The sequence below is a fragment of the Rathayibacter sp. VKM Ac-2927 genome (assembly GCF_022815525.1).
Taxonomy (GTDB): Bacteria; Actinomycetota; Actinomycetes; order Actinomycetales; family Microbacteriaceae; genus Rathayibacter; species Rathayibacter festucae.
The window spans coordinates 77623-103314 of record NZ_JALGRT010000002.1; the positions used below are offsets into that span (position 1 = coordinate 77623).

Genomic DNA, 25692 nt, shown 5'->3' on the forward strand with positions numbered 1-25692 from the left:
CCGCGCCCACTCCCCGGAGGATCCGATGACTGCTGCACCGCCCACCACCGCCCCCGCCACCACCGGCCCCGCGACGACCGCCCCGTCGGGCCTCACCCGCCGCCCCGGCCGCTGGATCGACGGCTGGAACCCCGAGGACCCCGCGCAGTGGCAGGCGGAGGGGCGACAGGTCGCCGGCCGCAACCTGCGCTGGTCGATCTTCGCCGAGTTCCTCGGCTTCGTCGTCTGGCAGCTCTGGTCGGTCGTGGTCGTCCAGCTGCCCGCGGCGGGCTTCGACTTCAGCACCGGCGAGATCTTCTGGCTGATCTCGATGCCGAGCCTCGTCGGCGCGACGCTGCGGATCCCGTACACCTTCATGGTCCCCCGCTTCGGCGGGCGGAACTGGACGATCGTCTCGGCCGGCCTGCTGCTCATCCCGAGCATCGGACTCGCGGTCGCGGTGGGGAACCCGGACACGCCCTTCGGCGTGATGCTCCTGGTCGCGGCGCTGGCCGGCTTCGGCGGCGGCAACTTCGCCAGCTCGATGGCCAACATCACCTTCTTCTACCCGCACGCGCAGAAGGGCTACGCGCTCGGCCTGAACGCCGCGGGCGGCAACCTCGGCGCCTCGGTGGCGCAGCTGATCGTCCCGATCGCCGTCACGATCGGCGCCGCGGCCACGGTGAACCTGCCGCTGGCCGGCCTCATCTGGGTGCCGCTGATCATCGTCGCGATGATCGGGGCCTGGAAGCGGATGGACAACCTCTCGACCGCGAAGGCCGACGTCGCCGCCTCCCTCGCCGCGCTGCGCGAGCCGCACCTCTGGCTGCTGGCGGTGCTCTACATCGGCACCTTCGGCTCGTTCATCGGCTTCGCGGGCGTCTTCCCGAAGCTCATCGCCGACACCTTCCCCGAGTTCTCGCAGTTCTCCGTCGGCTCCGCGACGCTGACGCTCGCCTTCCTCGGCGCCCTGGTCGGTTCGCTCTCGCGGCCCTACGGCGGCCGGCTCGCCGACCGCTTCGGCGGCGCACCCGTGACGATCGCCGCATTCGTCGCCATGGGCGCCGGCATCCTCTTCGTCATCGCGACGCTGCCGCTCGGCAGCTTCTGGCTCTTCCTCGTCGGCTTCCTCGTGCTGTTCGCCTCGGCGGGCATCGGCAACGGCGCGACGTACCGGATGATCCCGACCGTCTTCGCCCTGCGCGCCCGGCAGAAGGGCGACGACGGAGTCGGCGCGCAGCGCACCGCGGCCGCGGCCCTCGGCCTGATCTCGGCGATCGGCGCCTACGGCGGCTTCGTCATCCCGCAGCTGCTCGGCTACTCGAAGACGACCTTCGGCGACTACACGACGGCGCTCGGCTGGTTCGTCGCCGCCTACGCCGTGATGCTCGCGATCACGGCGGGCGTCTACCTCCGCCTGGCCGCGAAGACCGGGACCCGGATCTGACGATGACCGCCGCTCCCGCCCCGACCGACTCGCACTGCCCGTACTGCGCCCTGCAGTGCGCGATGACGCTGACCCGGGTCGACGGCCCGACGCCGGTGAGCATCGCGGGGCGGGAGTTCCCGACCAACCGGGGCGGGCTCTGCGCGAAGGGCTGGACGGCCGCGGAGCTGCTCGCGAGCGGGCAGCGACTGCGCGCTCCGCTGATGCGCGGGTCGGACGGCACCTTCACCGAGGTCACCTGGGCGGAGGCGCTCGACGCGGTCGCAGCGGCCGTCACGAAGACCCAGGAACGGCACGGAGCGGACGCGGTCGCGGTCTTCGGCGGCGGCGGGCTGACCAACGAGAAGGCCTACCAGCTGGGGAAGTTCGCCCGGATCGCGCTCGGCACCTCGCGGATCGACTACAACGGCCGGTTCTGCATGTCCTCGGCCGCCGCCGCCGGCAACCGGGCCTTCGGCGTCGACCGCGGGCTGCCGTTCCCGGTGACCGACCTCGACGAGGCCGACACGATCCTCCTGCTCGGCTCGAACGTCGCGGCGACCATGCCGCCCTTCCTGGCGCACCTGGCCGGGGCGCGCTCGCGCGGCGGGCTGATCGTCGTCGATCCGCGCCGCTCCGCCACCGCCCGGCTCACCGAGGACGGCGCCGGACTGCACCTGCAGCCCGCGCCCGGCACCGACCTCGCGCTGCTGCTCGGCCTCACCCACCTCGTCCTCGCCGAGGAGCTGGCCGACCGCGACTACCTCGCCGCGCGCACGACCGGGTTCGACGCGGTGCGCCGCAGCGTCGCGTCCTGGTGGCCGGAGCGCACCGCCTCCGTCACGGGCGTTCCGGCCGAGCTGCTGCGCCGCACCGCCCGCCGCCTCGCCACCGGTCGCGCCTTCGTGCTGACCGGCCGCGGGGTCGAGCAGCACGTGGACGGCACCGACACCGCGACCGCCGCGATCAACCTCGCGCTCGTGCTCGGGCTGGTCGGGCGGCCGGGCTCCGGCTACGGCACCCTCACCGGCCAGGGCAACGGCCAGGGCGGCCGCGAGCACGGGCAGAAGGCCGACCAGCTGCCCGGCTACCGCTCGATCCGCGATCCGGAGGCGCGGCGCCACGTCGCCGGCGTGTGGGGCGTGGATCCGTCGACGATCCCCGGGCCGGGGCTGCCGGCCGTCGCACTCCTCGCCGAGCTCGGCCGCTCGGTGCACTGCCTGCTCGTGCACGGCTCGAACGTGGTCGTCTCGGCGCCCGACGTCGACGCGGTGCGGGCCGGGCTCTCCGCGCTGGACACGCTGGTCGTCTGCGACTTCTTCCTCTCCGAGACCGCGGCGCTGGCCGACGTCGTGCTGCCCGTGCCGCAGTGGGCCGAGGAGGAGGGGACGATGACCTCGCTCGAGGGCCGCGTCCTCCGCCGCCGCCGCGCGCTCGACCCGCCCGCCGGCGTCCGCAGCGAGCTGTGGATCCTGAGCGAGCTCGCCCGCCGCCTCGCCGCGCCGTCGACCTGGTCGACCGACCCGGCGGAGGTGTTCGACGAGCTGGCCCGCGCCTCGGCCGGCGGCGTCGCGGACTACTCCGGGCTCTCGCACTCGCTGCTCGACACCGGGATCGCCGCGTACTGGCCGTACCCCGCCGGCAGCACCGGCACTCCGCGGCTCTTCGGCGAGCACTTCGGCCACGCCGACGGCCGGGCCAGGATGGTCGCCGTCAGCACCGCTCCCCCGGCGCCGGTCGACGTCGGCGCCGAGCTGACGCTGATCACCGGCCGCTACCTGCAGCAGTACCAGTCGGGCACGCAGACCCGGCGGGTCGCCGAGCTCGACGCGGCGCGGCCCGAGGCGCGGCTGGAGATCCACCCGGCCACCGCCTCCCCGCTCGGCGTCCGCGACGGCGGACCGGTCTCGGTCGGCAACGCGCGCGGAGTGGTGCGGGCGCGCGCGAGCGTCACGGCCGACATCCGGCACGACACGGTCTTCCTGCCGTTCCACTACGCGGGCGAGCAGTGCGCCAACCTGCTGACCGAGGCGGTCGTCGATCCGATCTCCTCGATGCCGGAGTTCAAGCGGACGCGGGTCTGGATCCGCGCGGAAGGGGTGCTCGATGTCTGAGCCGATGAGGGCGGCAAGCGGAGCGGTCGCGCCCGAGCGGATCGTCCTGCTCGGCTACGGGCCGGTGGGCGCGCGCTTCGTCGAGGAGCTGCTGCCGGCCGTCCGCGCCGGGGCGGTCGCGCTGACCGTCGTCGGCGCGGAATCCGCCGACGCCTACAACCGCGTGCTGCTGGCCGAGTACGCCGTCGGGCGGGCGACCCGCGAGCGGCTCGACCTCGGCGACCGCGCCACGGCCGAGGCGGCCGGCGTGGTCTTCCGGCTCGGGGCCGCCGCCGTCGGCCTCGACCGCGCGCGCGGGGTCGTCCGCCTGCACGACGACGAGCGCCTCCCCTACGACCGCCTGGTCTTCGCGACCGGGGCCCGGGCGAACGTGCCGACCCTCGCCGGGATGGAGCGCTCGCGGCGCGACCGGCGGGTGCGCTCGGCACTGCCCGAGACGCTCGATCAGGGCGCGAGCCCGCTGCCCGAGCGCGTCGTCGCGCTGCGCGACCTCGACGACGCGCACGTCGTGCTCGACGCGGTGCGCGCCCGCTCCCGCATCGTGGTGCTCGGCGCCGGGGTGCTCGGGGTCGAGTTCGCGCTCGCCGCCGCCGAGCAGGGCGCCGAGGTCGTCGTGGTGCATCACGGCGACATCCCGATGGGGCGGAACCTCGATCCCGGCGGCGGGCGGATGCTCGCTGCGGCCGCCCGCGCCGCCGGCGTCGACATGGTGTCGCACGCCCGCTCCGAGAGCATCCTGCTCGCCCACGACGACCTGGGCCGCGCGCACTTCCAGGCGCTGGTCTGCGCGGACGGCAAGCAGATCGAGGGCGACCTGCTCGTGCTGTCCTGCGGGGTCGGGGCGCGCACCGAGCTCGCGGCGAGCGCCGACCTCGCGGTCTCGACCGGGATCCTCGTCGACGAGCACCAGCGCAGCTGGACGGACCCGCGCGTCTTCGCGATCGGCGACTGCGCCCACGTCGCGGCCCGGGGCTCGGCGCTGCCGGACGGCCGCGTGCCGGGCGGCCCGAGCGGCCTGATCGGCCCCGGCTGGCAGCAGGCCGACCGCCTCGCGGCGCGCATCGTCGCGGAGGCGGCCGGTCGCCCCGCCGACGAGCGCGTGCCGGCCGCGCGCCCCGCCGTGGTGATGCTGAAGGCCGAGGGCGTCGACCTGGTGGCGGGCGGCGATCCGACGGCCGAGCCCTGGGACGCCTGCGACGGCGCCCCGCACCCCGAGGTGACCGTCTGGGCGGATCCCGCCCGCGGCGGCTACGCCAAGCTCGTCACGGTCGGCGGAGTGCTGCGCGGCTTCGTCTCGGTCGGCCTGCCGCGCGTCGGCGCGGAGCTGACGCTGCTGTTCGAGCGCGGCTCCGAGCTGCCGGCCGACCGCTCGAGTCTGCTGCGGCTCGACGCTTCGGACGCGGGCGCGGCGCCGACCGGCGACCCGTTCGCTCCCGACGCGACGGTCTGCTGGTGCAACGGCGTCTCGGCCGGCACGATCGCGGACGCGGCGGCCGCGGGTCACGACACGGTCGCCTGCATCGGCTCGGCCACCCGGGCCGGCACCGGCTGCGGCGGCTGCACAGGCCGCATCGCGGAGCTGCTGGCGCGCACGGCCGTCCCGGCCTGACGGACGTCCACGAACACACCTGAATCGGGCCCCGGTTCCCGCATGCACCCCGACGCCTGATCCCTGAGGCTCGCGGACTCAGTCGGCGGCGTCCAGCGCCTCCGCCAGGCGGCGGGACACCGCGCGCAGCTCGAGCTCGGCGCCGCGGACGCGCTCCTCGAGGTCGGCCGTCCGCGACTCGCCGGCGGCGAGCAGCGGCGGAGTGACGGCCAGCGACTCCTCGGTCTCGCGGCGCAGCTCCGCCAGCGCGGCCCGGTCCTCGTCGAGGGCCGCGCGCAGCCCGGCCGTCTCCTCGCGCAGCGCCGCCGTCTCGGCGCGCACCGCCGCGAGCTCGTCCCGGAGCCCGGCCAGCTCGCCGCGGACCGCCGCGACCTCCTCGCGCACCTCCTCGGTGCGCAGCCGCGCCTGCTCGAAGTACGGCGCGACCATCCGGTGCACCGCCTCGCGCAGGGCGACGCCGCCCCGGCCGAAGCGGGTCGGCGCGGAGGCGGGGTCGGCCCTGAAGTCGTGGTCGTCGGTCATTCGTCGTCCCGTCCGGAGAAGCGGCGGTGGAGCACGTCCATCGCGCGGTGGTCCTTGTCCATGATCTCGGCCTCGAGGGCCGTGTCGGCGGCGCGCTCGGCGAGGCCCGGTCGCGAGCGGCGCTCGAGCGACCGCTCGAGCAGCTCGATCGAGCGCCCGAACGAGAGCGGTCCGCGGGCCGCCGCGCGCCCCCGCCGGCCGAGGGCCTCGAGGTCGGTCGCGCCGCTCACCACGTCGCTCATCGCCTCGAGCAGCGCCGGCGCCGAGCGGCGGATCTTGACGCAGTCGACCCCGTCGACGAGGAACTCGGCGACTCCGCTCGCGGCGGTCACGATCGGCACGCAGCCGGCCGCGGCCGCCTCCACCGGCGCGACGCCGAACGGCTCGCCCGCCCAGGTCGGGAAGAGGAAGGCGTCGGCGCGCCCGTGCGCGGCGAGCACCTCGTCGCGGGGGCGCGGGCCGTGGAAGGTCACGACGCCCTCGAGCCCCTGCGCCTCGGCGCGGGCACGGTAGCCGTCCACGTCGCCGTCGCCGTAGAGGTCGACCCGGAAGTCGCGGGTCCGCTCGGCGAGCGCGGCCGACGCCTCGAGCACGAGGTCGACGCCCTTGTGCTCGCCCAGCGACGCCGCGAAGGTGAAGCGCGTGACGCCGCCCTCGCGGTACGTCCGCGGGCCGTCGTCCTCGGGCACGACGACGCCGCGGCCGATCACCTCGACGTCGCCGAGCTGCAGCCCGCCCGCCTCGATCGTCTCGACGAGCGAGCGGCTCACGGCCACGATCTCGCCGCGGTCGAAGTGGTCGGCCCGGTCCGCACCGTAGACCGCGAGCACCTTCTCCGGCAGGCCGTCGACGAGCGCGTTCGGCGTGCGGTCGCCGAGGTTCCACAGCCAGCCCGCCTCGACCCGGCGCAGCAGGTCGACGATCGCGAGCCCGCCGATGCCCAGCAGGTTGAAGGCCACCACGTGGGTCGGGGCGAAGTCGCGCAGCTCCTCGAGCAGGATGCGGGTGTTCTCGAACCGCGACACCGCGCTCTCGTGGTGCATCAGCTGGGCGATCTCGCCGCCGGTCTGCGGCAGCGGGAAGTAGGTGCGCAGGCTCAGGGTGCGGTGCACCTCGACGCCGGACGGCTCCGGCGGCAGGTAGGTCGGCGTGGTCAGCACCCGCACGTCGTGGCCGCGGGCGGCCATCGCCTCGGCGACGCGGGCGCAGGTCATCTCGTAGCCGCCGAGCACCTGCGGCGGGTAGAGGTTGCTGAGGAAGAGGAGTCTCATGCGCTCGCTCCCTGCCGGTCGGCGTCCGCGGCGATGCGGGCGGTGACCTCGGGCGTGTAGCTGGCGCCGGCCTGGCGGTCGTTGCCGCCGTCCCAGTAGTTGACGAGGTAGAGGCCGGTCTGCTGCGTCCGCGGGACGAACGGGAAGAGCTCGGCGGCCGGCTCGATCTGCGCGACGCGGTAGCCCGCGTCGACGGCGCGCACGTGCAGCCAGATGTCGTCGGCGTCGGGCGCGACCTCCCGGAAGGCGTCGCCGTGCTCGGCGATCGCGACCATCAGCTCGCTCGGGAACAGCTGCCCGGACACCGAGGTGCCGAAGACGTCGAAACCGGCCCGCGTGTCCGCGACGGGCGGCCAGCTCGTGTACGGAGCGACGACACCGTCGGCGACGAGCACCCGGTGCGCGCGGTAGCAGAGCACCGTCTCGCGCGGGTAGCGCGAGCGGGCGTCGAGCAGACCCCGGAGCCAGCTGCGCGGATAGACGATGTCGTCGTCGGAGGTGACCAGGTCGCGCTCCCCCGCCCGCCCGGAGAGCAGGTGCGGGTAGTACTTGGTGTGCACGCGGTAGCCGTCGACCAGCCGGATCTCGAGGCCGCGGCGGCGCAGGCGCTCGAGGCTCGCGGGCAGCGCGGTGAACAGCGCCGGGTCGTCCAGCCAGAGCACGAGCCGGGCCGGGCGGGCGGACCCGCGGGCGATCGACTCGATCGCGACGTGCACGCGCCGGATCCGCTCGCCGTGGGTCGTCATCGTGACGACGACCTCGCCGGCCGGGTCGACGACCGGGCGGCGCGAGACGCGGTTGGCGAGGTCGAGGCCGAGCAGCTCGCGGCGGAACGCGAGCGAGCGCGGGTGGTCGATCGGGCGGGCGGCCACGACCGCGGCGCGGCGCTCACGGAGGTTCTGCGGGGCGGATCGGGCGCGGTGCGCCAGGCGGAGCAGGCGGGTGCGGGGGCGGAGCCGGGCCCCCAGCGCGGCGAGGCGCGTGCGGGGCCGGAGACGTCGGCCGAGCGCGGCGAGGGCGGAGTGCATCGGTCCAGGATAACCAGGCACCCCTGGACGGCCGGTGGTCTCAGCGGCCGCCGAGGACCGCGTAGGCCCGCACCGGGAAGGTGCCGAAGCCGCTCACCTTGGGCGGCACCGCGGTGAAGCGGGCTCCGGTGGCGGGGAGCTGCTCGAGCCCGCGGAGGTGCTCCACGACGTGCACTCTTCCGGCGAGGAGGAGGCTGTGGGCGGGCCGCTCGCCCCCGCCCTCGACGTCGTCGATGTTGACGGAGTCGATGCCGACGAGCACCGCGCCGCCGGCGATCAGCGCCTCCGCCCCGGCCGCGGTGAGGAACGGCGCGCCGCTCGCGTACCCGGGCGTGGCGAAGTGCGCGTCCCAGCCGGTCGAGAGCAGCACCGCGGCCCCGGAGACGTCGAGTCCGCCGAGCGCGTCGTGGTCGATCCCGCGCCGTCCCGCCGCGCGCGCGTCGACGACGACGGCGGGGAGGTCGACCAGCGTCTCGAGGTCGAGCCCGGCCAGGTCGGTGCCGCCCTCGTAGCGGTGGAACGGGCTGTCGAGGTAGGTGCCGGTGTTGCCGATCATCTCGATGACGTCCAGCGCGAACTCCGTGCCCGGTGCGTAGGCCGCTCGCGACGCCTCCCGCGTGAGGTGCGGCCGGATCCGCGGCGCCGGCAGGCCCGGGTAGGTCACCAGCCCGTCCGCGACGGTGTGACTGAGATCGACGATGCGTCGCGCGGAGGAGGTCATGCCTCCGATGCTGACAGCGGCAGGATCACCGCGCCCCTCGAAGAACTGCCACGGGCCACCGGAGGAGCGCCAGTCCGCACGCTCCTCCGGCACCACCGCTACTTCTTCGGCAGCGCCGCCGCGAGGTCCGCGATCAGGTCGCTCGCGTCCTCGATGCCGACCGACAGCCGCACCAGCGACTCCGACACCTCGAGCGGCGTGCCCTTGACCGACGCGTGGGTCATCTCGCTCGGGTAGCCGATCAGCGACTCCACGCCGCCCAGCGACTCCGCCAGCTGGAACAGCTCGGTCGACTCCGCGAACTTCCGCGCCGCGCGCGGCGTCGCCAGCTCGACCGAGAGCATGCCGCCGAACCCCGACATCTGGCGCTTCGCCAGCTCGTGGCCCGGGTGCGAGGGCAGGCCCGGGTAGTGCACGGCCGTCACGGCGGAGTGCCCGGCCAGGAACTCGGCGACCGCCTGCGCGTTCTTCGAGTGCCGCTCCATCCGGATCGCGAGCGTCTTGATCCCGCGCACTGTCAGCCAGGCGTCCATCGGGCTCGAGATCGCGCCGACCGCGAACTGCAGGAAGGCGACCTTCTCGGCGAGCGGGCCGGAGCGCAGCGCGAGCGCCCCGCCGACCACGTCCGAGTGCCCGCCGAGGTACTTCGTCGTCGAGTGCACGACCACGTCGGCGCCGAGCGCGAGCGGCTGCTGCAGCGCCGAGGAGGCGAAGGTGTTGTCGACGACCACGATCAGGTCGTGCGCGTGCGCCAGGTCGGCCAGCTCCGCGATGTCGCTGATGGTCATCAGCGGGTTCGACGGCGTCTCGACCCAGAGCATCTTGGTCTCGCCGGGGCGGATCGCGTGCTGCACCTCGCGCAGGTTCGACATGTCGACCGCGGTGTTGGTGATGCCCCAGGCCGCGTGCACCCGGTCGATCAGCCGGTGGCTTCCGCCGTACGCGTCGTTGCCGAGCACGATGTTGTCGCCGGGAGCGAGCGCCGCGCGGATCAGGGTGTCCTCGGCGGCGAGGCCGGAGGAGAACGAGTAGGCGACGTCCGCGCCCTCGAGCGAGGCGATCAGCTCCTGCAGCGAGTCGCGGGTCGGGTTCGCCGAGCGGGCGTACTCGTAGCCGCCGCGGAAGCCGCCGATCCCGTCCTGGACGAAGGTCGACGTCATGTAGACGGGCGGAACGACCGCGCCGGTGGTCGGGTCGAACTCCTGACCGGCGTGGATGGCGCGGGTGTCGAAGTGCTGCTTCTTGGGCATGATCGCGGGGCTTTCCTGGTCGAGGGGGTGGAGAAGAAGGGGGAGGGCGGCGCTCAGGCAGTCGCGAACGACAGGAGGTCCTGCCGGGTGATCACGGCGACCGGCTTGCCCTCGTCGGTGACGAGCAGGGCGTTCGCCTCGCTCAGCGCGGCGCGGGCCGCCGTGATGCTCTCGCCGAGGCCGATGAGCCGGAGCGCGTCGCCGGCGGAGGCGCCGATCGGATCGGTCATCGACGTCGCGCCGCTGAAGACGCGGTCGAGCAGCTCGCGCTCGTCGACCGCTCCGACGACCTCGCCCATCACCACGGGCGGCTCGGCGGTGAGGACGGGCAGCTGTGAGACGCCGTAGGTCGTCATGATCTCGATCGCGTCCCGGACGGTGTCGCTGGGGTGCACGTGCACGAGGGCCGGCAGATCGCCGGTACTCGGGTTGGCGGCGCGGGCCGAGAGCACGTCGCGGACGGTGCCCTCCTCGCGGTGCTCGAGGAAGCCGTAGGAGCGCATCCAGCGGTCGTTGAAGATCTTGCCGAGGTAGCCGCGCCCGCCGTCGGGCAGCAGCACGACGACCACGTCGTCGGGTCCGAGCTCGGCGGCGGCCTTGAGCGCGACCGAGACGGCGAGGCCGCTCGAGCCGCCGACCAGCAGGCCCTCCTCGCGGGCGAGGCGGCGGGTCATCGCGAACGACTCCGCGTCGCTCGAGGCGATGATCCGGTCGACCACGCTCGGGTCGTAGGCGCTCGGCCAGAAGTCCTCGCCGACGCCCTCGGTCAGGTACGGGCGCCCGCCGCCGCCGGAGTAGACCGAGCCCTCCGGGTCGGCGCCGACGATCTGCACACGGCCCTCCGACACCTCCTTGAGGTAGCGGCCGACGCCGCTGATGGTGCCGCCGGTGCCGACGCCCGCCACGAAGTGCGTGAGCTTGCCGGCGGTGTCGCGCCAGATCTCGGGGCCGGTGGTCTCGTAGTGGCTGAGCGGTCCGTTGAGGTTCGCGTACTGGTTGGGCTTGAAGGCGCCCGGGATCTCGCGCGCCAGCCGGTCGGAGACGGAGTAGTAGGAGTCCGGGTCCTCGGGAGCGACGGCCGTCGGGGTGACGACGATCTCGGCGCCGTAGGCGGTGAGCACGTTCCGCTTGTCCTCGCCGACCTTGTCGGGCAGGACGAAGACGCAGCGGTAGCCGCGCTGCTGCGCGACGAGGGCCAGGCCGATGCCGGTGTTGCCGCTGGTCGGCTCGACGATCGTGCCGCCGGGCTTGAGGAGCCCGTCGCGCTCGGCCGCGTCGATGATGCGGGTCGCGATGCGGTCCTTGGACGAGCCGCCGGGGTTGAGGTACTCCACCTTGACCAGCACGGTGGCCTGCACGCCGGAGGCGACCGGGCCGAGCTTCACGAGCGGGGTGTCGCCGATCAGGTCGAGCACCGAATCGGCGTACGCCATCCCGGAGTCCGGGCGTGCGGGAAGGGCTCGATCGAGGGTCATGCGGCCAGCGTATCAATCGCGGATCGCCGGATGACGGGGGTCGCCGAGACCCCCGGACGCGGCCCCGGCACGGTCCGCGGGAGAGTGGTTCAGCGCAGAGGAGTGCCCTATCGTGGGGGTCCTCGCGTCACCGCCGACCGGAACGGACACCGCCTGCAATGACCCCTCCGATCACCGCCACGACGCGGGGTCCGGCCGATGCACGCCTGCTCAGACTGCTCGGCCCCGCCATGGTCGCCGGAGTGGCTTACCTCGATCCGGGCAATGTCGCCAGCAACATGACGGCGGGCGCCCGCTTCGGCTATCTGCTCGTCTGGGTCGTCGTCCTCGGCAATCTGATGGCCTGGCTGATCCAGTACCTCTCGGCCAAGCTCGGCCTGATGACGGGCAAGAGCCTGCCCGAGCTGCTCGGCGAGCGCCTCCGCGGCCGCTGGGGCCGGCGGGCGTACTGGCTGCAGGCCGAGACGGTCGCGATCGCCACCGACCTCGCCGAGGTCATCGGCGGCGCGATCGCGCTGAACCTGCTGTTCGGACTGCCGCTGCTCGCCGGCGGACTCGTCACCGGGGCGGTGTCGCTGGTGCTCCTGGTGATCCAGACCCGCGGCGGCGCGCAGCCGTTCGAGCGCGTGATCACGGCGCTGATGGTGGTCATCGCCGTCGGCTTCACCGTGGGCGTGGTCGTCGATCCGCCGGACGCGGGCGCGGCGGCGGCCGGGCTCCTCCCCCGCTTCGACGGCTCGGAGTCGGTGCTGCTCGCCGCGTCGATCCTCGGCGCCACCGTGATGCCGCACGCGATCTACGCGCACTCGGCTCTCGCGCGCGACCGCTTCGGCCGCGTCGACGGGGTGACCGCCCGCCGGAGGATCCTCACCGCCACCCGGATCGACGTCACCGTCGCCCTCGCGATCGCCGGCACCGTGAACCTCGCGATCCTGCTGCTCGCCGCGCACTCGCTGTCCGGCGTCGCCGGCACCGACAGCCTCGAGGGCGCGCACGCCGCGATCGGCGCGGCCCTCGGCCCGGTCGTCGCGACGCTCTTCGCGGTCGGGCTCCTCGCCTCCGGCCTCGCCTCGACCTCGGTCGGCGCCTACGCCGGCGCGGAGATCATGCACGGGCTGCTGAACCTGCGGGTGCCGCTCGTCGCCCGCCGCCTCGTCACGCTGATCCCGGCGCTGATCGTCCTCGGGATCGGCTTCGACCCCACCCGCGCGCTCGTGCTCAGCCAGGTCGTGCTCTCGTTCGGCATCCCGTTCGCACTCGTGCCGCTCGTCGCCCTCACCCGCGACCGCGCCTTGATGGGCGACCAGGCGAACCGCTGGTTCACCACCCTCGGCGCGATCCTCGCCGCCCTCTTCCTGATCGTCCTCAACGGCCTGCTCCTCTGGCTGACCTTCACCGGCTGAGCGCGGCGCTGCATGCTCACCGGCTGACCCGCAGGCGCTGCATGCTGGTCGAGCAGCCCTGGTGGGGCGTATCGAGACCCGCCCACCCCGAGCACTCCCACCCCGCGTTGATCCGATCCGGAGCCTCGCTCGTTATCCTCTGAGAGCGCCTCTCAGGCGCCTGCGCCTCCCCCGGCGCGCCACCCCGCGATCAGAACGAGAGACGCCACCGTGCCCAAAGACACGATGTCCGCCAAGAACCGCGCCCGCCAGGACAAGGTCGAGGCCTACAAGCGCGAGCAGGCCAAGCGCAAGCGCAGCGGCCGGATCTGGATCTGGTCGCTCTCGGCCCTCGCCGTCGTCGCGATCGGCGGCATCGTCGCCGTCACCGTCTTCGGCAACCAGCAGATCGTCGAGGCCCGGCAGATCGACGGCCTGCAGACCTTCGAGAACGACGCGACCCACGTCGCCGGCACCGTCGACTACGCGCAGACCCCTCCCGCGGGCGGCCCGCACAACGCCGTCTGGATGAACTGCGGCGTGTACAACGAGCCCGTCCCGAACGAGAACGCCGTGCACGACCTCGAGCACGGCGCCGTCTGGGCGACCTACGACCCGTCCCTCCCGCAGAGCGAGGTCGACGCCCTGATCGCCGCGATGCCCGACACCTACGCGGTCGTCTCGCCCTACGAGGGCCTCGAGTCGCCGATCGTGCTCAGCGCCTGGGACGCCCAGGTCGCCATCGACTCCCCCGAGGACCCGCGCATCGACGCGTTCATCGAGCGCTTCTGGCAGTCCTCGACCGCGCCCGAGCCCGGTGCCCCGTGCACCGGAGGCATCGATGCGCCCGGCAAGCAGTAGGGGCCGCCTCCTCGTCGCGGCCGTCGCCGTCGTCGCCCTGCTCCTGGGCGCGGCGGGAGGCTACCTCTTCGGCGCCCTCGCCCCGTTCTCGTCCTCGGCCACCCCGTCGACGACGAGCGCGGAGGCCGGCTTCGCCCGCGACATGCAGGTGCACCACCTCCAGGGCGCCGAGCTGGCGATGATCGCGCGGGACCGCAGCGCCGACGACGAGGTGCTCACCGTCTCGAAGGACATCCTGCTCACCCAGCAGCAGCAGGCCGGTCAGCTCTTCGGCTGGCTGAACTCCTGGGGCCTCCCGCAGGCGGCCCCCGAGCCGTCGATGACCTGGATGGGCCGGCCGACCCTCGCCGGTGCCGCCGACGAGCACTCCTCGATGGGCATGTCCACGGAGGAGGACGTCGTCCCCGAGAGCATGCCCGGCCTCGCGACGCCCGAGCAGATCGCCGAGCTGAGCACGCTCACCGGCCGCGACTTCGACCGCAGGTTCCTCGAGCTGATGATCGCCCACCACCGCGGCGCGATCGACATGGCCGAGGCGCTGCTCGCCCGCAGCCGCGCCACTGTCGCCACCGACTTCGCCTCCTCCGTCGTGAAGGCCCAGGAGGCCGAGATCTCGCTGATGGAGCAGATGCTCGCCGACCGCCCGGCCGCCTGAGCGGCGTTCCGCCCGCACAACATCGGCTGAGAGCCGCCCTCATTCGCTCTCGCACGAAGGGGGGGCACGAAGATCGCGAAGGCGAAGGGGCGGCTGTGCGGGCGGGCGCCGAAGCTCTCGCCGAAGATCGAGGCGCACCTGGTCGCTGAGCATCGTGCCGGTGACTGCACTGTCGTGGAGCTTGCGACCGAGTTCGAGGTCGCTCGATCGACCGCGTACCGGGCGGTGCAGCGTGCGCAGTTGAAGGACGCGCGGACCGTGGAGGTCGCGCCGGCCCTTGACGCGACCGGTTGCGGTGAGTCGTTTCGAGCTGTCGCCGACCGACCAGGCGACGCCGCCGGCGGAGGGGACGCTGTCCAGGATCGCGGCAGAGGTCGTGGCGACACGAACTCGACGGCCTTCTCACGGAGACGTCTGCGGAAGTGCGCGTGGAGCACCGGCAATGCCGGAGCCCGGGACGGGAGTGCCGCTAGACGACGACGACCTTCCCGACGGCGACGGTGTTGGTGCTGCCGTAGCTGCGCACGCTGTAGTCGTAGTTCTGGCCTGGGGAGGTGCCGGAGTCGAGCTCCGCGGTGAAGGTCGCCGAGCCGGTCTGGTCTGTGGTGGCGTAGGTGGTGGCGTCGAATTCACCGCCGCGGTATCCGGGGTGGGAGAACATCAGGGCGCCGTCACCATTGGCGATCATCAGGTTCGCGACGACGCCCTGGCCGGCCGCGTCGAGGAACCGGACCCGGATGGGGAAGGTCTGTCCGGGTTCCGCCTCGATCGTCGGATCGAGGATTCGAAGCCCGACGGTCTCAGTGGGCTGGCTGGTGGCTGCCGCCGGTGCTGCGACCGCGAGAGCGACGGCGGGAGCGCTCCATGCCAGGCCTGTGAGTGCTCGGCGCGTCAGCGGTGCAGAGGTGGACGGGTGCTGAGGGGCGGACTGCTCCACGGATCTCTTTCTGTTCAGGGGAAGCGCGGCGCCCGAGCGGCGTGCTGGGCGGGACATGCTCGGTCGGTCAACCGCGCGCAGCTCAGCAGACCACAGATGACTCGTCCCGGGTGCGGAGATCGCCGGAATGAGACGACGAACTCAGAAGCAGTGGCTGTCCGTGTCGGCGCGGGGGTGGTGTCGTCCGAGGTCGTGGAGGATCTGGTGCATTCGAGGTGCCACGGGCAGATGAGCGTCGGGTCGTGGCAGCACTGCGCTCTCCGCTCGACCGCCGCCACGCGTGCAGAACATCGGCTGGGAGCCGCTCTCATCGCTGATCGGCGATGAGGAGCCGTCTCGGCTGATGTTGTGCGCGCTCCTCAGGAGCTGAGGGCGGTCTCGACCTGCTGGGCGTAGAGGGAGGCGTAGAGGCCGCGGCGCTCGAGCAGCTCGAGGTGGGTGCCCGACTCGACGATGCGTCCACCGTCGACGACGTGGATGACGTCGGCCGAGACGACCGTCGAGAGGCGGTGCGCGATGGCGATGGTGGTGCGGCCGCGGGCGGCGTCGTCGAGGGCGGTCTGCACGATCCGCTCCGAGACGGTGTCCAGCGCGCTGGTCGCCTCGTCGAGGATGAGGACGGCCGGGTCCTTCAGCAGCACCCGCGCGATCGCGAGGCGCTGCTTCTCGCCGCCGGAGAGCCGGTAGCCGCGCTCGCCGACGAGGGTGTCGTAGCCGTCGGGGAAGGACGCGATCGTGTCGTGGATGTTCGCGGACCGGGCGGCCGCCTCCAGCTCCTCCTGCGTCGCGGCGGGGCGGGCGTACCGGAGGTTGTCGGCGATCGTCGCGTGGAAGAGGTAGGTCTCCTGGCTGACGATGCCGATGTGCGAGACGAGCGACTCCTGCCGCAGCTCCCGGACGTCCGTGCCGGCGAAGCGGACGGAGCCCTCGGTGACGTCGTAGAGCCGGGGCACGAGGTACGAGATGGTCGTCTTGCCGGCGCCGGAGGGGCCGACGAAGGCGACGAACTCGCCCGGCGCGATCGAGACCGAGACGTGGTCGAGGGTCGGCCGGACGTCGTCGGTCTGGTCGGGGTAGCGGAAGACGACCTCGTCCAGCTCGACGCGGCCGAGCTCACCGTCGACGTCGCGGGCGCTCGCGCGGTCGGCGATGGCGGGCCGCAGGTCCAGGTACTCGAAGATGCGGGCGAAGAGCGCGCCGGCGGTCTGCAGGTCGAGCGCGACGCGCATCAGCCCGAGCAGCGGCCACATCAGCCGCGCCTGCACGGTGGTGAAGGCGACGACGGTGCCCGCGGTGACGGTCGTCCCCCCGAGGATCAGCCAGGCGGCGACGAGGTAGACGACCACGGGGATCACCGAGAGGAAGATCTGCACGGTCGCGAAGAACCACTGCCCGGACATCTGCTGGCGGACCTGGAGGTCGATCTGCCGGCCGTTCTCATCGGCGTAGCGGGTCACCTCCGACTCCTGGCGGCCGAAGCTCTTGGCGAGCAGGATGCCCGAGACGCTCAGCGTCTCCTGCGTGATCGCCGTCATCTCGGACAGCGACTCCTGCGTCTTCGTGGCGATCCGGGCGCGGACCTGGCCGACCCGGCGCTGCGCGATCACGAGCACCGGTGTGAGCACCACCGCAACGATCGTCATCTGCCAGGAGAGCAGGAGCATCGCGACGACGGCCGCGATCACGGTGACGGTGTTGCCGAGCACGCTCGAGACGGTGTTGGTGAGGACGCTGGCCACGCCGCCGACGTCGTTGGCGAGGCGCGACTGGATGACGCCGGTGCGCGTGCGGGTGAAGAAGCCGAGCTCCATCGCCTGGAGGTGGCGGAACAGCCGGATGCGCAGCTCGCCCATCACGCTGTTGCCGACCGTGGCGGTGAGGAAGGTCTGCCAGACGCCGAGCACGGCGGAGACCACCCAGATCAGCACCATCACGCCGACGAGCTCGAGCAGCACGGGGAGGTTCGGGCGGCCGTCGGGCGGGAAGAGCCCGCGGTCGAAGGCCAGCTGGGTGAGCAGCGGCGGCACGACGGTGAGCGCGGCGCCGACGAGCACGAGGGCGACGGTGAGCGTGAGCTTCGTGCGGTGGGCGTGGAAGAGCGAGGCGATCCGGGAGAAGAGGTGATCGATCCGCGGGGCGTCGGAGTTCTTCCGCCGCTGGGCGTCGGGGTCGCTGCTGGAGATCTTCCCGCGCACCGCGCCCGCGCGCATCCCGCCGCCGCTCGCGACGTCACCCATCCTGCTCATCGCTCGACCATAACCCCGGCCGCCGACACCGCCCGCGGCTTCCGCCCACGGCGAAGATGTGCTCAGCGGCGGGCCCTCGGGGGCGACCCTGCCGACCCCGACGGGCCGCGTCCCGCGGACTCCGCTCACCGGGTCTCGATACGCCGCGTCCCGCGGCTACTCGACCAGCATGAAAGGCGTGCGTCCCGGCGGATCACGAAACCACTTCCGGATCATGCTGGTCGAGTAGCCGCCGCAGGCGGCGTATCGAGATCCCGCCTCACCGGGCTGCGTCCTGCCGACTCATGCTGGTCGAGTAGCCCCGGAGGGGCGTATCGAGACCCGACGTCACCAGCAGGGCGGGCCTGCGGACTCGCGTTCTGACGGTGGTGGATCTCGATACGCCCGCTTCGCGGGCTACTCGATCAGCATGTCTGGGACGACAGAAGGCCCGGGCCCTGCGTGAGCAGGACCCGGGCCTCCGGTGCGGACCGTCAGCCCTTCGTGGCGCCGGCGAGCAGGCCGCGGACGAAGAAGCGCTGGAGGGCGAAGAACACGATCAGCGGGACGATGATCGAGATGAACGCGCCGGCCGTGAGGAGCTCCCACGACTGGCCGTACGAGCCCGACAGGTCCTGCAGAGCCTTCGTGATCGGCAAGCCCTGCCCGGAGGTGAAGACCGTCGCGACCAGCAGGTCGTTCCAGACCCAGAGGAACTGGAAGATGCCGAACGAGGCGATCGCCGGGACCGACAGCGGCAGCACGATGCGGAAGAAGATCTGGCCGTGGCCGGCTCCGTCCACGCGAGCCGCCTCGATGACCTCGCCGGGGATCTCCGAGATGAAGTTGTGGAGCATGAAGATCGCCAGCGGGAGCGCGAAGATCGTGTGCGCGATCCACACCTTCGCGTACGAGCCGTCCAACCCGTTCACCCCGAGCCCGGGGAGGATGTAGAGGTTGCCGATGCGGAGGCCGTCCGAGAACAGCTGCAGCAGCGGCACGAGGGCCATCTGGATCGGCACGATCTGCAGCGAGAACACGAGCACGAAGAGCGTGTTGCGGCCCTTGAAGTCGATCCACGCGAACGCGTAGGCCGCGAGGCTGGCGATCGTGATCGGGATGAGCGCCGCCGGCAGCGTGATGACCAGCGAGTTCACGAACGCCTTGCCCAGCGTCAGGCTGTCGCCGGAGTTGAGCGCGTTCGCGTAGTTGTCGAGGGTGAAGCCGGGGTTGGCGAAGATCGTCCACCAGCCGGTCGTCTTGATGTCGTTCGCGGGGCGGAACGACGAGATGAACAGCCCGAGGGTCGGGATGGTCCAGATCGCCGCGATGATCGCGGCCGCGAGCGTCGCTCCGCGCGAGGTGGTCGCCTTGCGGACCTTGCCGCTGGCCGCCTCGATCTTCGACTCGCCGCGGGCGAGCGCGCGCTCGGTGCTGCGGTCGACCGGAACCTGGATCGGAGTGGGCGTGACGCTCATCGGATCTCCCTCTGCTTGGCGAGCTGGCGGGCGTTGTAGACGACGATCGGGAGCACGAGCAGGAACAGGATGACCGCGAGGGCCGCGCTGTAGCCGCTGCGGGCGCCGAGCTGGAACTGGCGCACCATCTCGAAGGCGAGGACGGTGGTGTCGGAGCGGCCGCCGGTCATCGCCGAGACGATGTCGAAGACCTTCAGCGACGCGATCGAGATCGTGGTCAGCACGACCACGATCGAGGAGCGGATGCCCGGGACGACGACGTTCCAGAACGACTGCCAGGCGTTGGTGCCGTCGAGCGACGCCGCCTCCAGCTGCTCGGACGGCACGCCCTTGATGGCGGCCGAGAGGACCGTCATCGCGAAGCCGGCCTGGGTCCAGATCAGCACGACGACCAGGAACAGCGTGTTCCACGGCTCGAGGCCCAGCCAGTCGACGGGCGAGCCGCCGAACGCGGTGAGGATGCCGTTGAGGACACCGATCTGCTCGCCCTGGCGGGTGTCGTAGAAGAACTTGAAGATGATCGAGGCGCCGACGAACGAGATCGCCATCGGCATGAAGACCAGCAGCTTGAAGAACTTCTCGCCGCGGCTCTTGTCGATGAACACCGCGTAGGCCAGGCCGATCGCAGTGGCGGTGATCGGGGCGAGGAGCACCCAGACCACGGTGTTGAGGAACGCGGTCACGCCGTCCGGGCTGGTGAAGACCCAGATGAAGTTGTCGAGGCCGGCGAAGCCGGAGCCGTCGTTCTTCATGAAGGCGTTCAGCGCGGTCGTGATCGTCGGGTAGATCAGGCCGATCAGGATGAAGAAGGCGGCCGGAGCCATGAACGCGATCAGCTGCAGTCCGTAGCCCGCGCCTTTGCGGGACCGGAAGTCGAGCAGGAAGAGGATGCCGCCGATGACCGCCGCGACGACCGCGACCCACATCACCGAGTTGTAGAGGCCGAACGCGAGGAGGAGGACCACCGGGAGGAGGACGGTGACGGCGAGGCGGAGGACCGTGTAGCCGGTGCCGCGCCGCGGGGCGATCTCGACGAAGAAGAGGATGATCGCGACGACCGCCGCGAACGCCAGAAGGATGATGGGGATCTGCGCGAGCGGGGGGATGCTCGCCAGCCACTGGAAGAAGCCGGACATGGACGCCCTTTCGAGTGCGACTCTGAACTCTGGTGAGGCCCGGTCCGGCCGGACCGCGGGTGCGATCCGGCCGGACGGGCATCGGTCGAGGGCCGCCGCTCCGGGGAGCGACGGCCCTCTCCGCGACTGCTAGGAGGTGTAGCCGGCCTGGATCTCCTCGAGGACCTGATCGGTGCTCGAGCCGTCGATCCAGTCGACCATGCCCTTCCAGAAGCTGTCGGCGCCGACGGACTTAGGCATGAGGTCCGAGCCGTCGAAGCGGAAGGTGGTCTCCGGGTCCTGGAGGATGCCGATGGAGTCCTTCAGGATGTCGCTGCCGGCGTTGGCGGCGTCGAGGCCGGTGTTCGCCGAGATGACGCCACCGAGCTTGACGCGGCTGTTGGCCCAGTCGGCGCTGGCCAGGTACTCCTGGACCTTCGCGGTGTCCTCGTCGTTCGAGAACGCGGCGACCATCTCGCCACCACCGGTGACGGCCTGGGCGTCGCCCGCCTCCGCCGGCGGGGTGAGGAAGGCCCAGACGTCGCCGTCCTCGGCCACGTTGGCGCCGGCCGAGATCAGGAAGCCCTCGAAGAACGAGGCCTGGTGGGTCAGCGCGCAGGTGCCGTTGGCGACGTTCTGCGCGACGTCGCCGAAGGCGGTCGAGTTGATCGAGGAAACGTCGCCGTAGCCGGCGTTGACCAGCGTCGGGTCGAGGAGGATCGAGCCGACCTTGTCGAAGGCCGCCTTGATCTCGGGGTCGGTGAACGGGGTGTCGCCCGCGACCCACGAGTCGTACACGTCGGGGCCGGCCTCGCGGAGGACGGCGTCCTCGATCCAGTCGGTGCCCGGCCAGCCGGACGCCTCACCGGAGTTGAAGCCCGCGCACCAGGACGGTCCGCCGGTCTTCTCGGCGATGGTCTTGCCCAGCGCCTCCATCTCGTCCCAGGTGGTGGGAACGGAGACGCCCCACTCGGCGAACTTCTTCGGCGAGTACCAGATGTAGCCCTTGACGGAGGCCATCAGCGGCGCGCCGTACTGGGTGCCGTCGACCTGGCCGTACTTCTGCCAGTCCTCGGACCAGTTGTTCTGGACGTTGGTCAGGGCGCCCTCGGGCAGCTCCTGGACCTTGCCCGAGGCGACGGTGTCGGCGAGCAGACCCGGCTGCGGGAAGATCGCGAGGTCGGGGGTGTCGCCACCCTGGACCTTGATGCCGATCTGCTTCTCGAACTCCTTGTCGCCGGTGTACTTGATGTCGATGCCCGACTCCTTCTCCCAGTCCGCCCAGGACTGCTCGAGAAGGGTGGCCTCGTCGCCGTTGATGGTGCCGTAGACGTTGACGACGCCGTCGGCGGTGCCCACGGTGCCGGCGGAGCTGCCGCCGCCCGCGTTCGGGTCGTTCGGGTCGCTGCTGCTCGAGCAGCCGGCGAGGGCGATCCCGGCCGCTGCGAGAACGGCGACGGGAAGGGTGATACGGCGGTGCAGGGATGACCGCATGGTTCCTCCTCATTGAGTGGTGGTTCAGCCGAGGGCCGGTGCCGTCCGGCGGGCCGGCGGGCTGAGGCGACTCGAAGCAGGTGCTGCGACGACTCGGATGCTGTTGGTGGTTCCGTGCGGAGACTCTCCGAGCGGAACACCGGGTTCGTGTGGCTCGGGCCTCCACGGAGGGAAACCTTTCCACAAGATCGATGAAAGCACAACGGCGGTGATAGAGCGCTCTCTGAGATAACGATCCGGCGACGAACCGCGGGAATCCGGGCCGATGGACGGCCGGAGATCGATCTCGATGCTCCGGCCGCCCCGCGCGCGGGGTATAACTTTCTGGAACCGTTTCCAGCACCGACGCCGGACGGTCCGGGAGGAACGCCGTGCCAGGCATCGAAGAGGTCGCCGAGCTCGCGGGAGTGTCGAAGGCGACCGTCTCGCGCGCGCTGAGCGGCCGCGGCTACGTCTCCGCCGGGACGAAGCAGCGGGTCGAGCACGCCGCGTCGAGCCTCGGCTACGTCGTCTCGGCCAACGCCTCGAGCCTCGTCACCGGGCGCAGCAACAACGTCGCGGTGATCATCCCGGTGATCAACCAGTGGTTCTTCGGCGGGATCATCGAGGGCATCGAGCGCGCCCTGCTCGCCGCCGGCTACGACCTGCTCCTCTACAACATCGACAAGCACCACGACGCGCGCCGCAGCGTCTTCGAGTACTACCTCGTCCGCAAGCGCGTCGACGCGATCGTCGCCGTGACCCTCGAGATCTCGCCTGACGAGACGGAGGCGCTGCTCGCCCTGGGCAAGCCGATCGTCGGGATCGGCGACTCGCTCCCCGGCATCCCCACCTTCAGCATCGACGACGTCGCCGCGGCCCGGCTCGCCACCGAGCACCTGCTCTCCCTCGGCCACGAGCGCATCGTCCACATCGGCGGACTGGCGGAGGAGGAGATGGACTTCCACGTGCACACCAAGCGCCACGAGGGCTTCTCGCAGGCCCTCGCGGCGGCCGGACTCGAGCGCGAGGCCGGCCACTTCGTGCCGACCCGGTTCGACATCCCCGGCGGGCACCGGGCCGGGCGTCAGGTGCTCGGCGACCCGCGAGCCCGGCCGACCGCGATCTTCGCCGCCTCTGACGAGATCGGGATCGGGATCATCCTCGCGGCGCGCGAGCTCGGTCTCTCGGTGCCGGAGGACGTCTCGATCATCGGGATCGACGACCACCCGCTGGCCGAGCTGTTCGGCCTGAGCTCGATCCGGCAGGACCCGCGGCAGCAGGGCGAGCTCGCCGTCGCCCTCGTGCTGGAGGCGCTGGCCGCGATCGCCCGGGGCGAGGCGCCGCCGCCCGCCCGGCACACGACCATCCCCGCCTCCCTCGTCATCCGCACCAGCACGTCGGCGCCGCGGGGCGCGAGAATCGGAGCATGAGCGACTCCGAGTCCCCCTCCCCCGTCGTCCGCGATGCGCCCGAGCGCTCCCGCTTCGAGATCTCCGTCGGCGGCGAGACGGCCGGCTTCGCGGCCTACGTCCGCCAGGGCGACGAGGTCGTGCTGACCCACACCGTCGTCGACGACGCCTGGGAGGGCCACGGCCTCGGCAGCGTCCTCGCCCGCGCCGCGGTCCTCGCGGTGACGGAGGCGGGCGGCATGGTCGTCCCCCGCTGCCCCTTCATCGCGGCCTGGCTCCGCAAGCACCCCGACTCGGGCGCCCGCGTCCGCTGGCCCGACGACTGACGCGGGGCGGCCGCGTCCGCTCCATGCTGATCGAGTAGCCCGCGCAGCGGGCGTATCGAGACCCCCAGCATCAGAACAGGAGCCTGCAGACCCGCCGTACTGAGGACGCCGGGTCTCGATACGCCCCTGCGGGGCTACTCGACCAGCATGGGGCGGCGGACCTCGTCGGCGACGGCATGCTGATCGAGTAGCCCGCGAAGCGGGCGTATCGAGATCCCCGCGTCCGCTCAGGCGGGCGCGGTGCGGGAGCCGATCTCCTGGAGGGACCAGGTGTTGCCGTCCGGGTCGGCGAAGTGGGAGTACTTCACGCCGCCCATGTCCTGGACGTCGGACAGCTCGAGACCTCGCTCGACCAGCTCGGCGCGCGCGGCGGCGATGTCGTCGACGACGAGGTGCAGCCCGCGGACGACGCCGTCCTCCGGCCCGGGCCCCATCCCGGAGCCGATCACGATCGAGCAGGAGGAGCCGGGCGGTGTCAGCTGGACGACCCGCATCGACGGCGAGGGCCGGACGTCGTGGTCGACGTGGAAGCCGACGACGTCCGCGTAGAACGCCAGCGCCCGATCGACGTCGGAGACGGGCACGGGGACGAGTTCGAGTCGCATCTGCACGCGCTCATCCTGCACGAGTCGCTGACGATCGTGGGTCTCGATACGCCCCTCCGGGGCTACTCGACCAGCATGGAGAGGGCGGGTCAGTCGCGGGGGGCGACGACGAGGCGCTCGTGCATGATCTCGACGGCGCGCTCGAGGACGCGGCGGTCCTCGGGGCGGAGGTCGGCGAAGATCGGCGTGAGGGCGTCGCCCAGCTGGGTGCGCCAGGCACTGAGCGCGGCGGCGCCGTCGGGGGCGAGGCGGATCTGCCAGGCCCGCGCGTCGGCCGGGTCGGCGATGCGGTCGAGCCAGCCGGCCTCGACGAGGTTCTTCACGATCTTGGTCATCGTGGGCTGCGAGACGCGGCTCTGGGTCGCCAGCTCGCCCAGGCGCATCGGCCCCATCGACAGCAGCACCGACAGGGTGCGCCAGACCGCCTGCGACTCCTGGTTGTCGGTGGCCTGCGCGGCGAGGCGGGTGATCCGGTGCGTCACCGAGACGAAGTCGCTCAGCAGCTCGCTCAGCGACACCTCGCTGGGCGGCACGTCGCGGGCCGGCAGACCTGCGAGCGGATCGATAGCTGTCACCCGCCGATTCTAGAGGCTGCGTCGCGCGGCACCGGGGAGGCCGGTCACCCCCGGTCGGGGACCCGGGGCGGCGACGACAGCGCAGGGAGAACAGGGCGACGACGAGCGGGAACGACGAAGGGCGCCGCCTCCGAGGAGACGACGCCCTGCGCCGGTGGGGCCGCCCGAGGGAGGACCCGTGCACCCTGACGGGTGCGAGGGGATTACTTGACGGTGACGGTCGCGCCGGCGGCCTCGAGCTGGGCCTTGGCCTTCTCGGCGGTCTCCTTGTTGACGGCCTCGAGGACAGCCTTGGGGGCGCCGTCGACGACAGCCTTCGCCTCGCCGAGGCCGAGGCTCGTGAGCGCGCGGACCTCCTTGATGACCTGGATCTTCTTCTCGCCGGCGGCCTCGAGCACGACGTCGAACTCGGTCTGCTCCTCGACCTCTTCGGCCGGGGCGGCCGGGCCGGCGACACCAGCAGCGGCGACGGGCGCGGCGGCGGTGACCTCGAAGACCTCTTCGAACTTCTTCACGAACTCAGAGAGCTCGATGAGCGTGAGCTCCTTGAAGGCCTCGATGAGCTCGTCCTGCGTGAGCTTTGCCATGATTTTTCTCCTTGTTGTTTCTTGTCTACGAACCGCGTGCGCACTGCCTCCCGGAGGGAAGCGTCAGCTCGCGGACTCCTGCTTCTCGCGCAGTGCCTCGACCGTGCGAACGGCCTTGGACAGCGGCGCCTGGAACAGGTAAGCGGCACCGAAGAGCGAGGCCTTGAAGGCGCCGGCGAGCTTGCCGAGCAGCACTTCACGGGACTCGAGGTCGGCGAGCTTTCCCACCTCTTCCGCGGTCAGCGGGTTACCGTCGAAGTAACCGCCCTTGACCACGAGGAGAGGGTTTGCCTTGGCGAAGGCACGCAGCGACTTCGCGACGGCGACGGGGTCGCCGTGCACGAACGCGATGGCCGAAGGGCCAGCGAGCTCGGCGTCGAAGGACGAGATCCCGGCGTTGTTCGCCGCGATCTTGGTCAGCGTGTTCTTCACCACGGCGTAGGTCGCGTGCTCACTGATGTCCTTGCGCAGCGTCTTGAGCTGAGCAACAGTGAGACCGCGGTACTCGGTCAGCAGAACGGCGGTCGAACTCTGGAACTTCTCCGTGAGTTCGGCGACCGAGGCTTCCTTGTTCGCCATGGCTACTCCTGTGAATTCTCGTGCCGGTAGCCCGAAGGCACGCAAAGAAAAAGGCTCCGGCGCAGGAGCGCGGGAGCCTGGGGAACG

23 protein-coding genes are annotated in these 25692 nt (G+C 72.0%); 8 read left to right on the plus strand and 15 right to left on the minus strand.

What is annotated here, in order from left to right:
• Positions 1–25: 25 nt before the first annotated feature.
• The 3 genes from MT353_RS05595 to MT353_RS05605 are packed head-to-tail and all read left to right on the plus strand — an operon-like array spanning position 26 to position 5128.
• Positions 26–1426 carry an MFS transporter gene (locus MT353_RS05595; RefSeq protein WP_243598388.1) on the plus strand — a complete coding sequence of 467 codons (1401 nt, stop codon included), beginning with the start codon at positions 26–28 and terminating at the stop codon, positions 1424–1426.
• Positions 1427–1428: 2 nt separating this feature from the next.
• A complete protein-coding gene (locus MT353_RS05600) occupies positions 1429–3519 on the plus strand; it encodes a molybdopterin oxidoreductase family protein (RefSeq protein ID WP_243623814.1) in 2091 nt (696 codons plus the stop codon).
• A complete protein-coding gene (locus tag MT353_RS05605) occupies positions 3512–5128 on the plus strand; it encodes an NAD(P)/FAD-dependent oxidoreductase (protein WP_243623815.1) in 1617 nt (538 codons plus the stop codon). The genes MT353_RS05600 and MT353_RS05605 overlap by 8 nt, the downstream gene beginning before the upstream one ends.
• Before the next feature lie 78 nt (positions 5129–5206).
• Here the strand turns inward: MT353_RS05605 and MT353_RS05610 are convergent, their stop codons facing one another.
• From MT353_RS05610 to MT353_RS05635, 6 genes are all read right to left on the minus strand, one after another.
• Complete coding sequence (locus tag MT353_RS05610) at positions 5207–5650, minus strand: hypothetical protein (protein ID WP_243598385.1); 444 nt, start codon at positions 5648–5650, stop codon at positions 5207–5209.
• Complete coding sequence (locus MT353_RS05615) at positions 5647–6921, minus strand: glycosyltransferase family 4 protein (protein ID WP_243623816.1); 1275 nt, start codon at positions 6919–6921, stop codon at positions 5647–5649. The genes MT353_RS05610 and MT353_RS05615 overlap by 4 nt, the downstream gene beginning before the upstream one ends.
• Complete coding sequence (locus tag MT353_RS05620) at positions 6918–7949, minus strand: hypothetical protein (RefSeq protein ID WP_243623817.1); 1032 nt, start codon at positions 7947–7949, stop codon at positions 6918–6920. Before MT353_RS05620 ends, MT353_RS05615 begins: the two co-directional genes overlap by 4 nt.
• 40 nt (positions 7950–7989) lie before the next feature.
• Complete coding sequence (locus MT353_RS05625; RefSeq protein ID WP_243623818.1) at positions 7990–8670, minus strand: cyclase family protein; 681 nt, start codon at positions 8668–8670, stop codon at positions 7990–7992.
• A 98-nt stretch (positions 8671–8768) separates the two neighbouring features.
• Positions 8769–9920, minus strand: coding sequence for a cystathionine gamma-synthase (locus tag MT353_RS05630; protein ID WP_243623819.1), 1152 nt, complete (start codon positions 9918–9920; stop codon positions 8769–8771).
• A gap of 53 nt (positions 9921–9973) precedes the next feature.
• A complete protein-coding gene (locus MT353_RS05635) occupies positions 9974–11353 on the minus strand; it encodes a cystathionine beta-synthase (protein ID WP_123447782.1) in 1380 nt (459 codons plus the stop codon).
• Between the two features lie 200 nt (positions 11354–11553).
• On the opposite strand from MT353_RS05635, the gene MT353_RS05640 reads away from it, so the two are divergent.
• The 3 genes from MT353_RS05640 to MT353_RS05650 all read left to right on the plus strand — a co-directional run bounded on the left by MT353_RS05640 (position 11554) and on the right by MT353_RS05650 (position 14293).
• Complete coding sequence (locus MT353_RS05640) at positions 11554–12798, plus strand: Nramp family divalent metal transporter (protein ID WP_123447783.1); 1245 nt, start codon at positions 11554–11556, stop codon at positions 12796–12798.
• Positions 12799–13008: 210 nt separating this feature from the next.
• On the plus strand, positions 13009–13638 hold the full coding sequence (locus MT353_RS05645; RefSeq protein WP_243598380.1) for a DUF3105 domain-containing protein: 630 nt from the start codon (positions 13009–13011) through the stop codon (positions 13636–13638).
• Positions 13619–14293, plus strand: coding sequence for a DUF305 domain-containing protein (locus MT353_RS05650; protein WP_132437601.1), 675 nt, complete (start codon positions 13619–13621; stop codon positions 14291–14293). Before MT353_RS05645 ends, MT353_RS05650 begins: the two co-directional genes overlap by 20 nt.
• Positions 14294–14762: 469 nt before the next feature.
• Here MT353_RS05650 and MT353_RS05660 read toward each other — a convergent pair whose 3' ends face one another.
• The 5 genes from MT353_RS05660 to MT353_RS05680 form a co-directional block, all read right to left on the minus strand.
• The gene (locus MT353_RS05660) at positions 14763–15230 is read right to left on the minus strand and encodes a hypothetical protein (protein WP_243623820.1); all 468 of its coding nucleotides are present in this window, start codon (positions 15228–15230) and stop codon (positions 14763–14765) included.
• A gap of 359 nt (positions 15231–15589) precedes the next feature.
• On the minus strand, positions 15590–17467 hold the full coding sequence (locus MT353_RS05665) for an ABC transporter ATP-binding protein (RefSeq protein WP_243598700.1): 1878 nt from the start codon (positions 17465–17467) through the stop codon (positions 15590–15592).
• A gap of 482 nt (positions 17468–17949) precedes the next feature.
• Complete coding sequence (locus MT353_RS05670; protein WP_123447787.1) at positions 17950–18933, minus strand: carbohydrate ABC transporter permease; 984 nt, start codon at positions 18931–18933, stop codon at positions 17950–17952.
• On the minus strand, positions 18930–20069 hold the full coding sequence (locus tag MT353_RS05675) for a carbohydrate ABC transporter permease (RefSeq protein WP_132437600.1): 1140 nt from the start codon (positions 20067–20069) through the stop codon (positions 18930–18932). Before MT353_RS05675 ends, MT353_RS05670 begins: the two co-directional genes overlap by 4 nt.
• 129 nt (positions 20070–20198) lie before the next feature.
• Entirely contained in the window at positions 20199–21542 is a 1344-nt protein-coding gene (locus MT353_RS05680) for an ABC transporter substrate-binding protein (RefSeq protein WP_243623821.1), read from the minus strand.
• A gap of 371 nt (positions 21543–21913) precedes the next feature.
• Here MT353_RS05680 and MT353_RS05685 point away from each other — a divergent pair, with 371 nt between their 5' ends.
• Together MT353_RS05685 and MT353_RS05690 are read left to right on the plus strand one after the other, a co-directional pair.
• Positions 21914–22954, plus strand: coding sequence for a LacI family DNA-binding transcriptional regulator (locus tag MT353_RS05685; RefSeq protein WP_243623822.1), 1041 nt, complete (start codon positions 21914–21916; stop codon positions 22952–22954).
• Positions 22951–23259 carry a GNAT family N-acetyltransferase gene (locus MT353_RS05690; RefSeq protein WP_243623823.1) on the plus strand — a complete coding sequence of 103 codons (309 nt, stop codon included), beginning with the start codon at positions 22951–22953 and terminating at the stop codon, positions 23257–23259. The genes MT353_RS05685 and MT353_RS05690 overlap by 4 nt, the downstream gene beginning before the upstream one ends.
• A 227-nt stretch (positions 23260–23486) precedes the next feature.
• On the opposite strand, the gene MT353_RS05695 is transcribed toward MT353_RS05690, so the two are convergent.
• From MT353_RS05695 to rplJ, 4 genes are all read right to left on the minus strand, one after another.
• Complete coding sequence (locus MT353_RS05695; RefSeq protein WP_243598376.1) at positions 23487–23870, minus strand: VOC family protein; 384 nt, start codon at positions 23868–23870, stop codon at positions 23487–23489.
• Between the two features lie 83 nt (positions 23871–23953).
• Positions 23954–24439: a MarR family winged helix-turn-helix transcriptional regulator gene (locus MT353_RS05700; RefSeq protein WP_243581350.1), complete on the minus strand. Its 486-nt coding sequence runs from the start codon at positions 24437–24439 to the stop codon at positions 23954–23956.
• A gap of 203 nt (positions 24440–24642) precedes the next feature.
• Entirely contained in the window at positions 24643–25026 is a 384-nt protein-coding gene (gene rplL, locus MT353_RS05705) for a 50S ribosomal protein L7/L12 (protein ID WP_055791021.1), read from the minus strand.
• A 63-nt stretch (positions 25027–25089) separates the two neighbouring features.
• Positions 25090–25605 carry a 50S ribosomal protein L10 gene (rplJ, locus tag MT353_RS05710; protein ID WP_123447792.1) on the minus strand — a complete coding sequence of 172 codons (516 nt, stop codon included), beginning with the start codon at positions 25603–25605 and terminating at the stop codon, positions 25090–25092.
• Positions 25606–25692: the final 87 nt, after the last annotated feature.

Coding starts and splice junctions, on each gene's coding strand:
- MT353_RS05595 (WP_243598388.1), top strand. CDS start 26: ATGACTGCTGCACCGCCCACCACCGCCCCCGCCACCACCGGCCCCGCG.
- MT353_RS05600 (WP_243623814.1), top strand. CDS start 1,429: ATGACCGCCGCTCCCGCCCCGACCGACTCGCACTGCCCGTACTGCGCC.
- MT353_RS05605 (WP_243623815.1), top strand. CDS start 3,512: ATGTCTGAGCCGATGAGGGCGGCAAGCGGAGCGGTCGCGCCCGAGCGG.
- MT353_RS05610 (WP_243598385.1), bottom strand. CDS start 5,650: ATGACCGACGACCACGACTTCAGGGCCGACCCCGCCTCCGCGCCGACC.
- MT353_RS05615 (WP_243623816.1), bottom strand. CDS start 6,921: ATGAGACTCCTCTTCCTCAGCAACCTCTACCCGCCGCAGGTGCTCGGC.
- MT353_RS05620 (WP_243623817.1), bottom strand. CDS start 7,949: ATGCACTCCGCCCTCGCCGCGCTCGGCCGACGTCTCCGGCCCCGCACG.
- MT353_RS05625 (WP_243623818.1), bottom strand. CDS start 8,670: ATGACCTCCTCCGCGCGACGCATCGTCGATCTCAGTCACACCGTCGCG.
- MT353_RS05630 (WP_243623819.1), bottom strand. CDS start 9,920: ATGCCCAAGAAGCAGCACTTCGACACCCGCGCCATCCACGCCGGTCAG.
- MT353_RS05635 (WP_123447782.1), bottom strand. CDS start 11,353: ATGGCGTACGCCGATTCGGTGCTCGACCTGATCGGCGACACCCCGCTC.
- MT353_RS05640 (WP_123447783.1), top strand. CDS start 11,554: ATGACCCCTCCGATCACCGCCACGACGCGGGGTCCGGCCGATGCACGC.
- MT353_RS05650 (WP_132437601.1), top strand. CDS start 13,619: ATGCGCCCGGCAAGCAGTAGGGGCCGCCTCCTCGTCGCGGCCGTCGCC.
- MT353_RS05665 (WP_243598700.1), bottom strand. CDS start 17,467: ATGGGTGACGTCGCGAGCGGCGGCGGGATGCGCGCGGGCGCGGTGCGC.
- MT353_RS05670 (WP_123447787.1), bottom strand. CDS start 18,933: ATGAGCGTCACGCCCACTCCGATCCAGGTTCCGGTCGACCGCAGCACC.
- MT353_RS05675 (WP_132437600.1), bottom strand. CDS start 20,069: ATGTCCGGCTTCTTCCAGTGGCTGGCGAGCATCCCCCCGCTCGCGCAG.
- MT353_RS05680 (WP_243623821.1), bottom strand. CDS start 21,542: ATGCGGTCATCCCTGCACCGCCGTATCACCCTTCCCGTCGCCGTTCTC.
- MT353_RS05690 (WP_243623823.1), top strand. CDS start 22,951: ATGAGCGACTCCGAGTCCCCCTCCCCCGTCGTCCGCGATGCGCCCGAG.
- rplL (WP_055791021.1), bottom strand. CDS start 25,026: ATGGCAAAGCTCACGCAGGACGAGCTCATCGAGGCCTTCAAGGAGCTC.
- rplJ (WP_123447792.1), bottom strand. CDS start 25,605: ATGGCGAACAAGGAAGCCTCGGTCGCCGAACTCACGGAGAAGTTCCAG.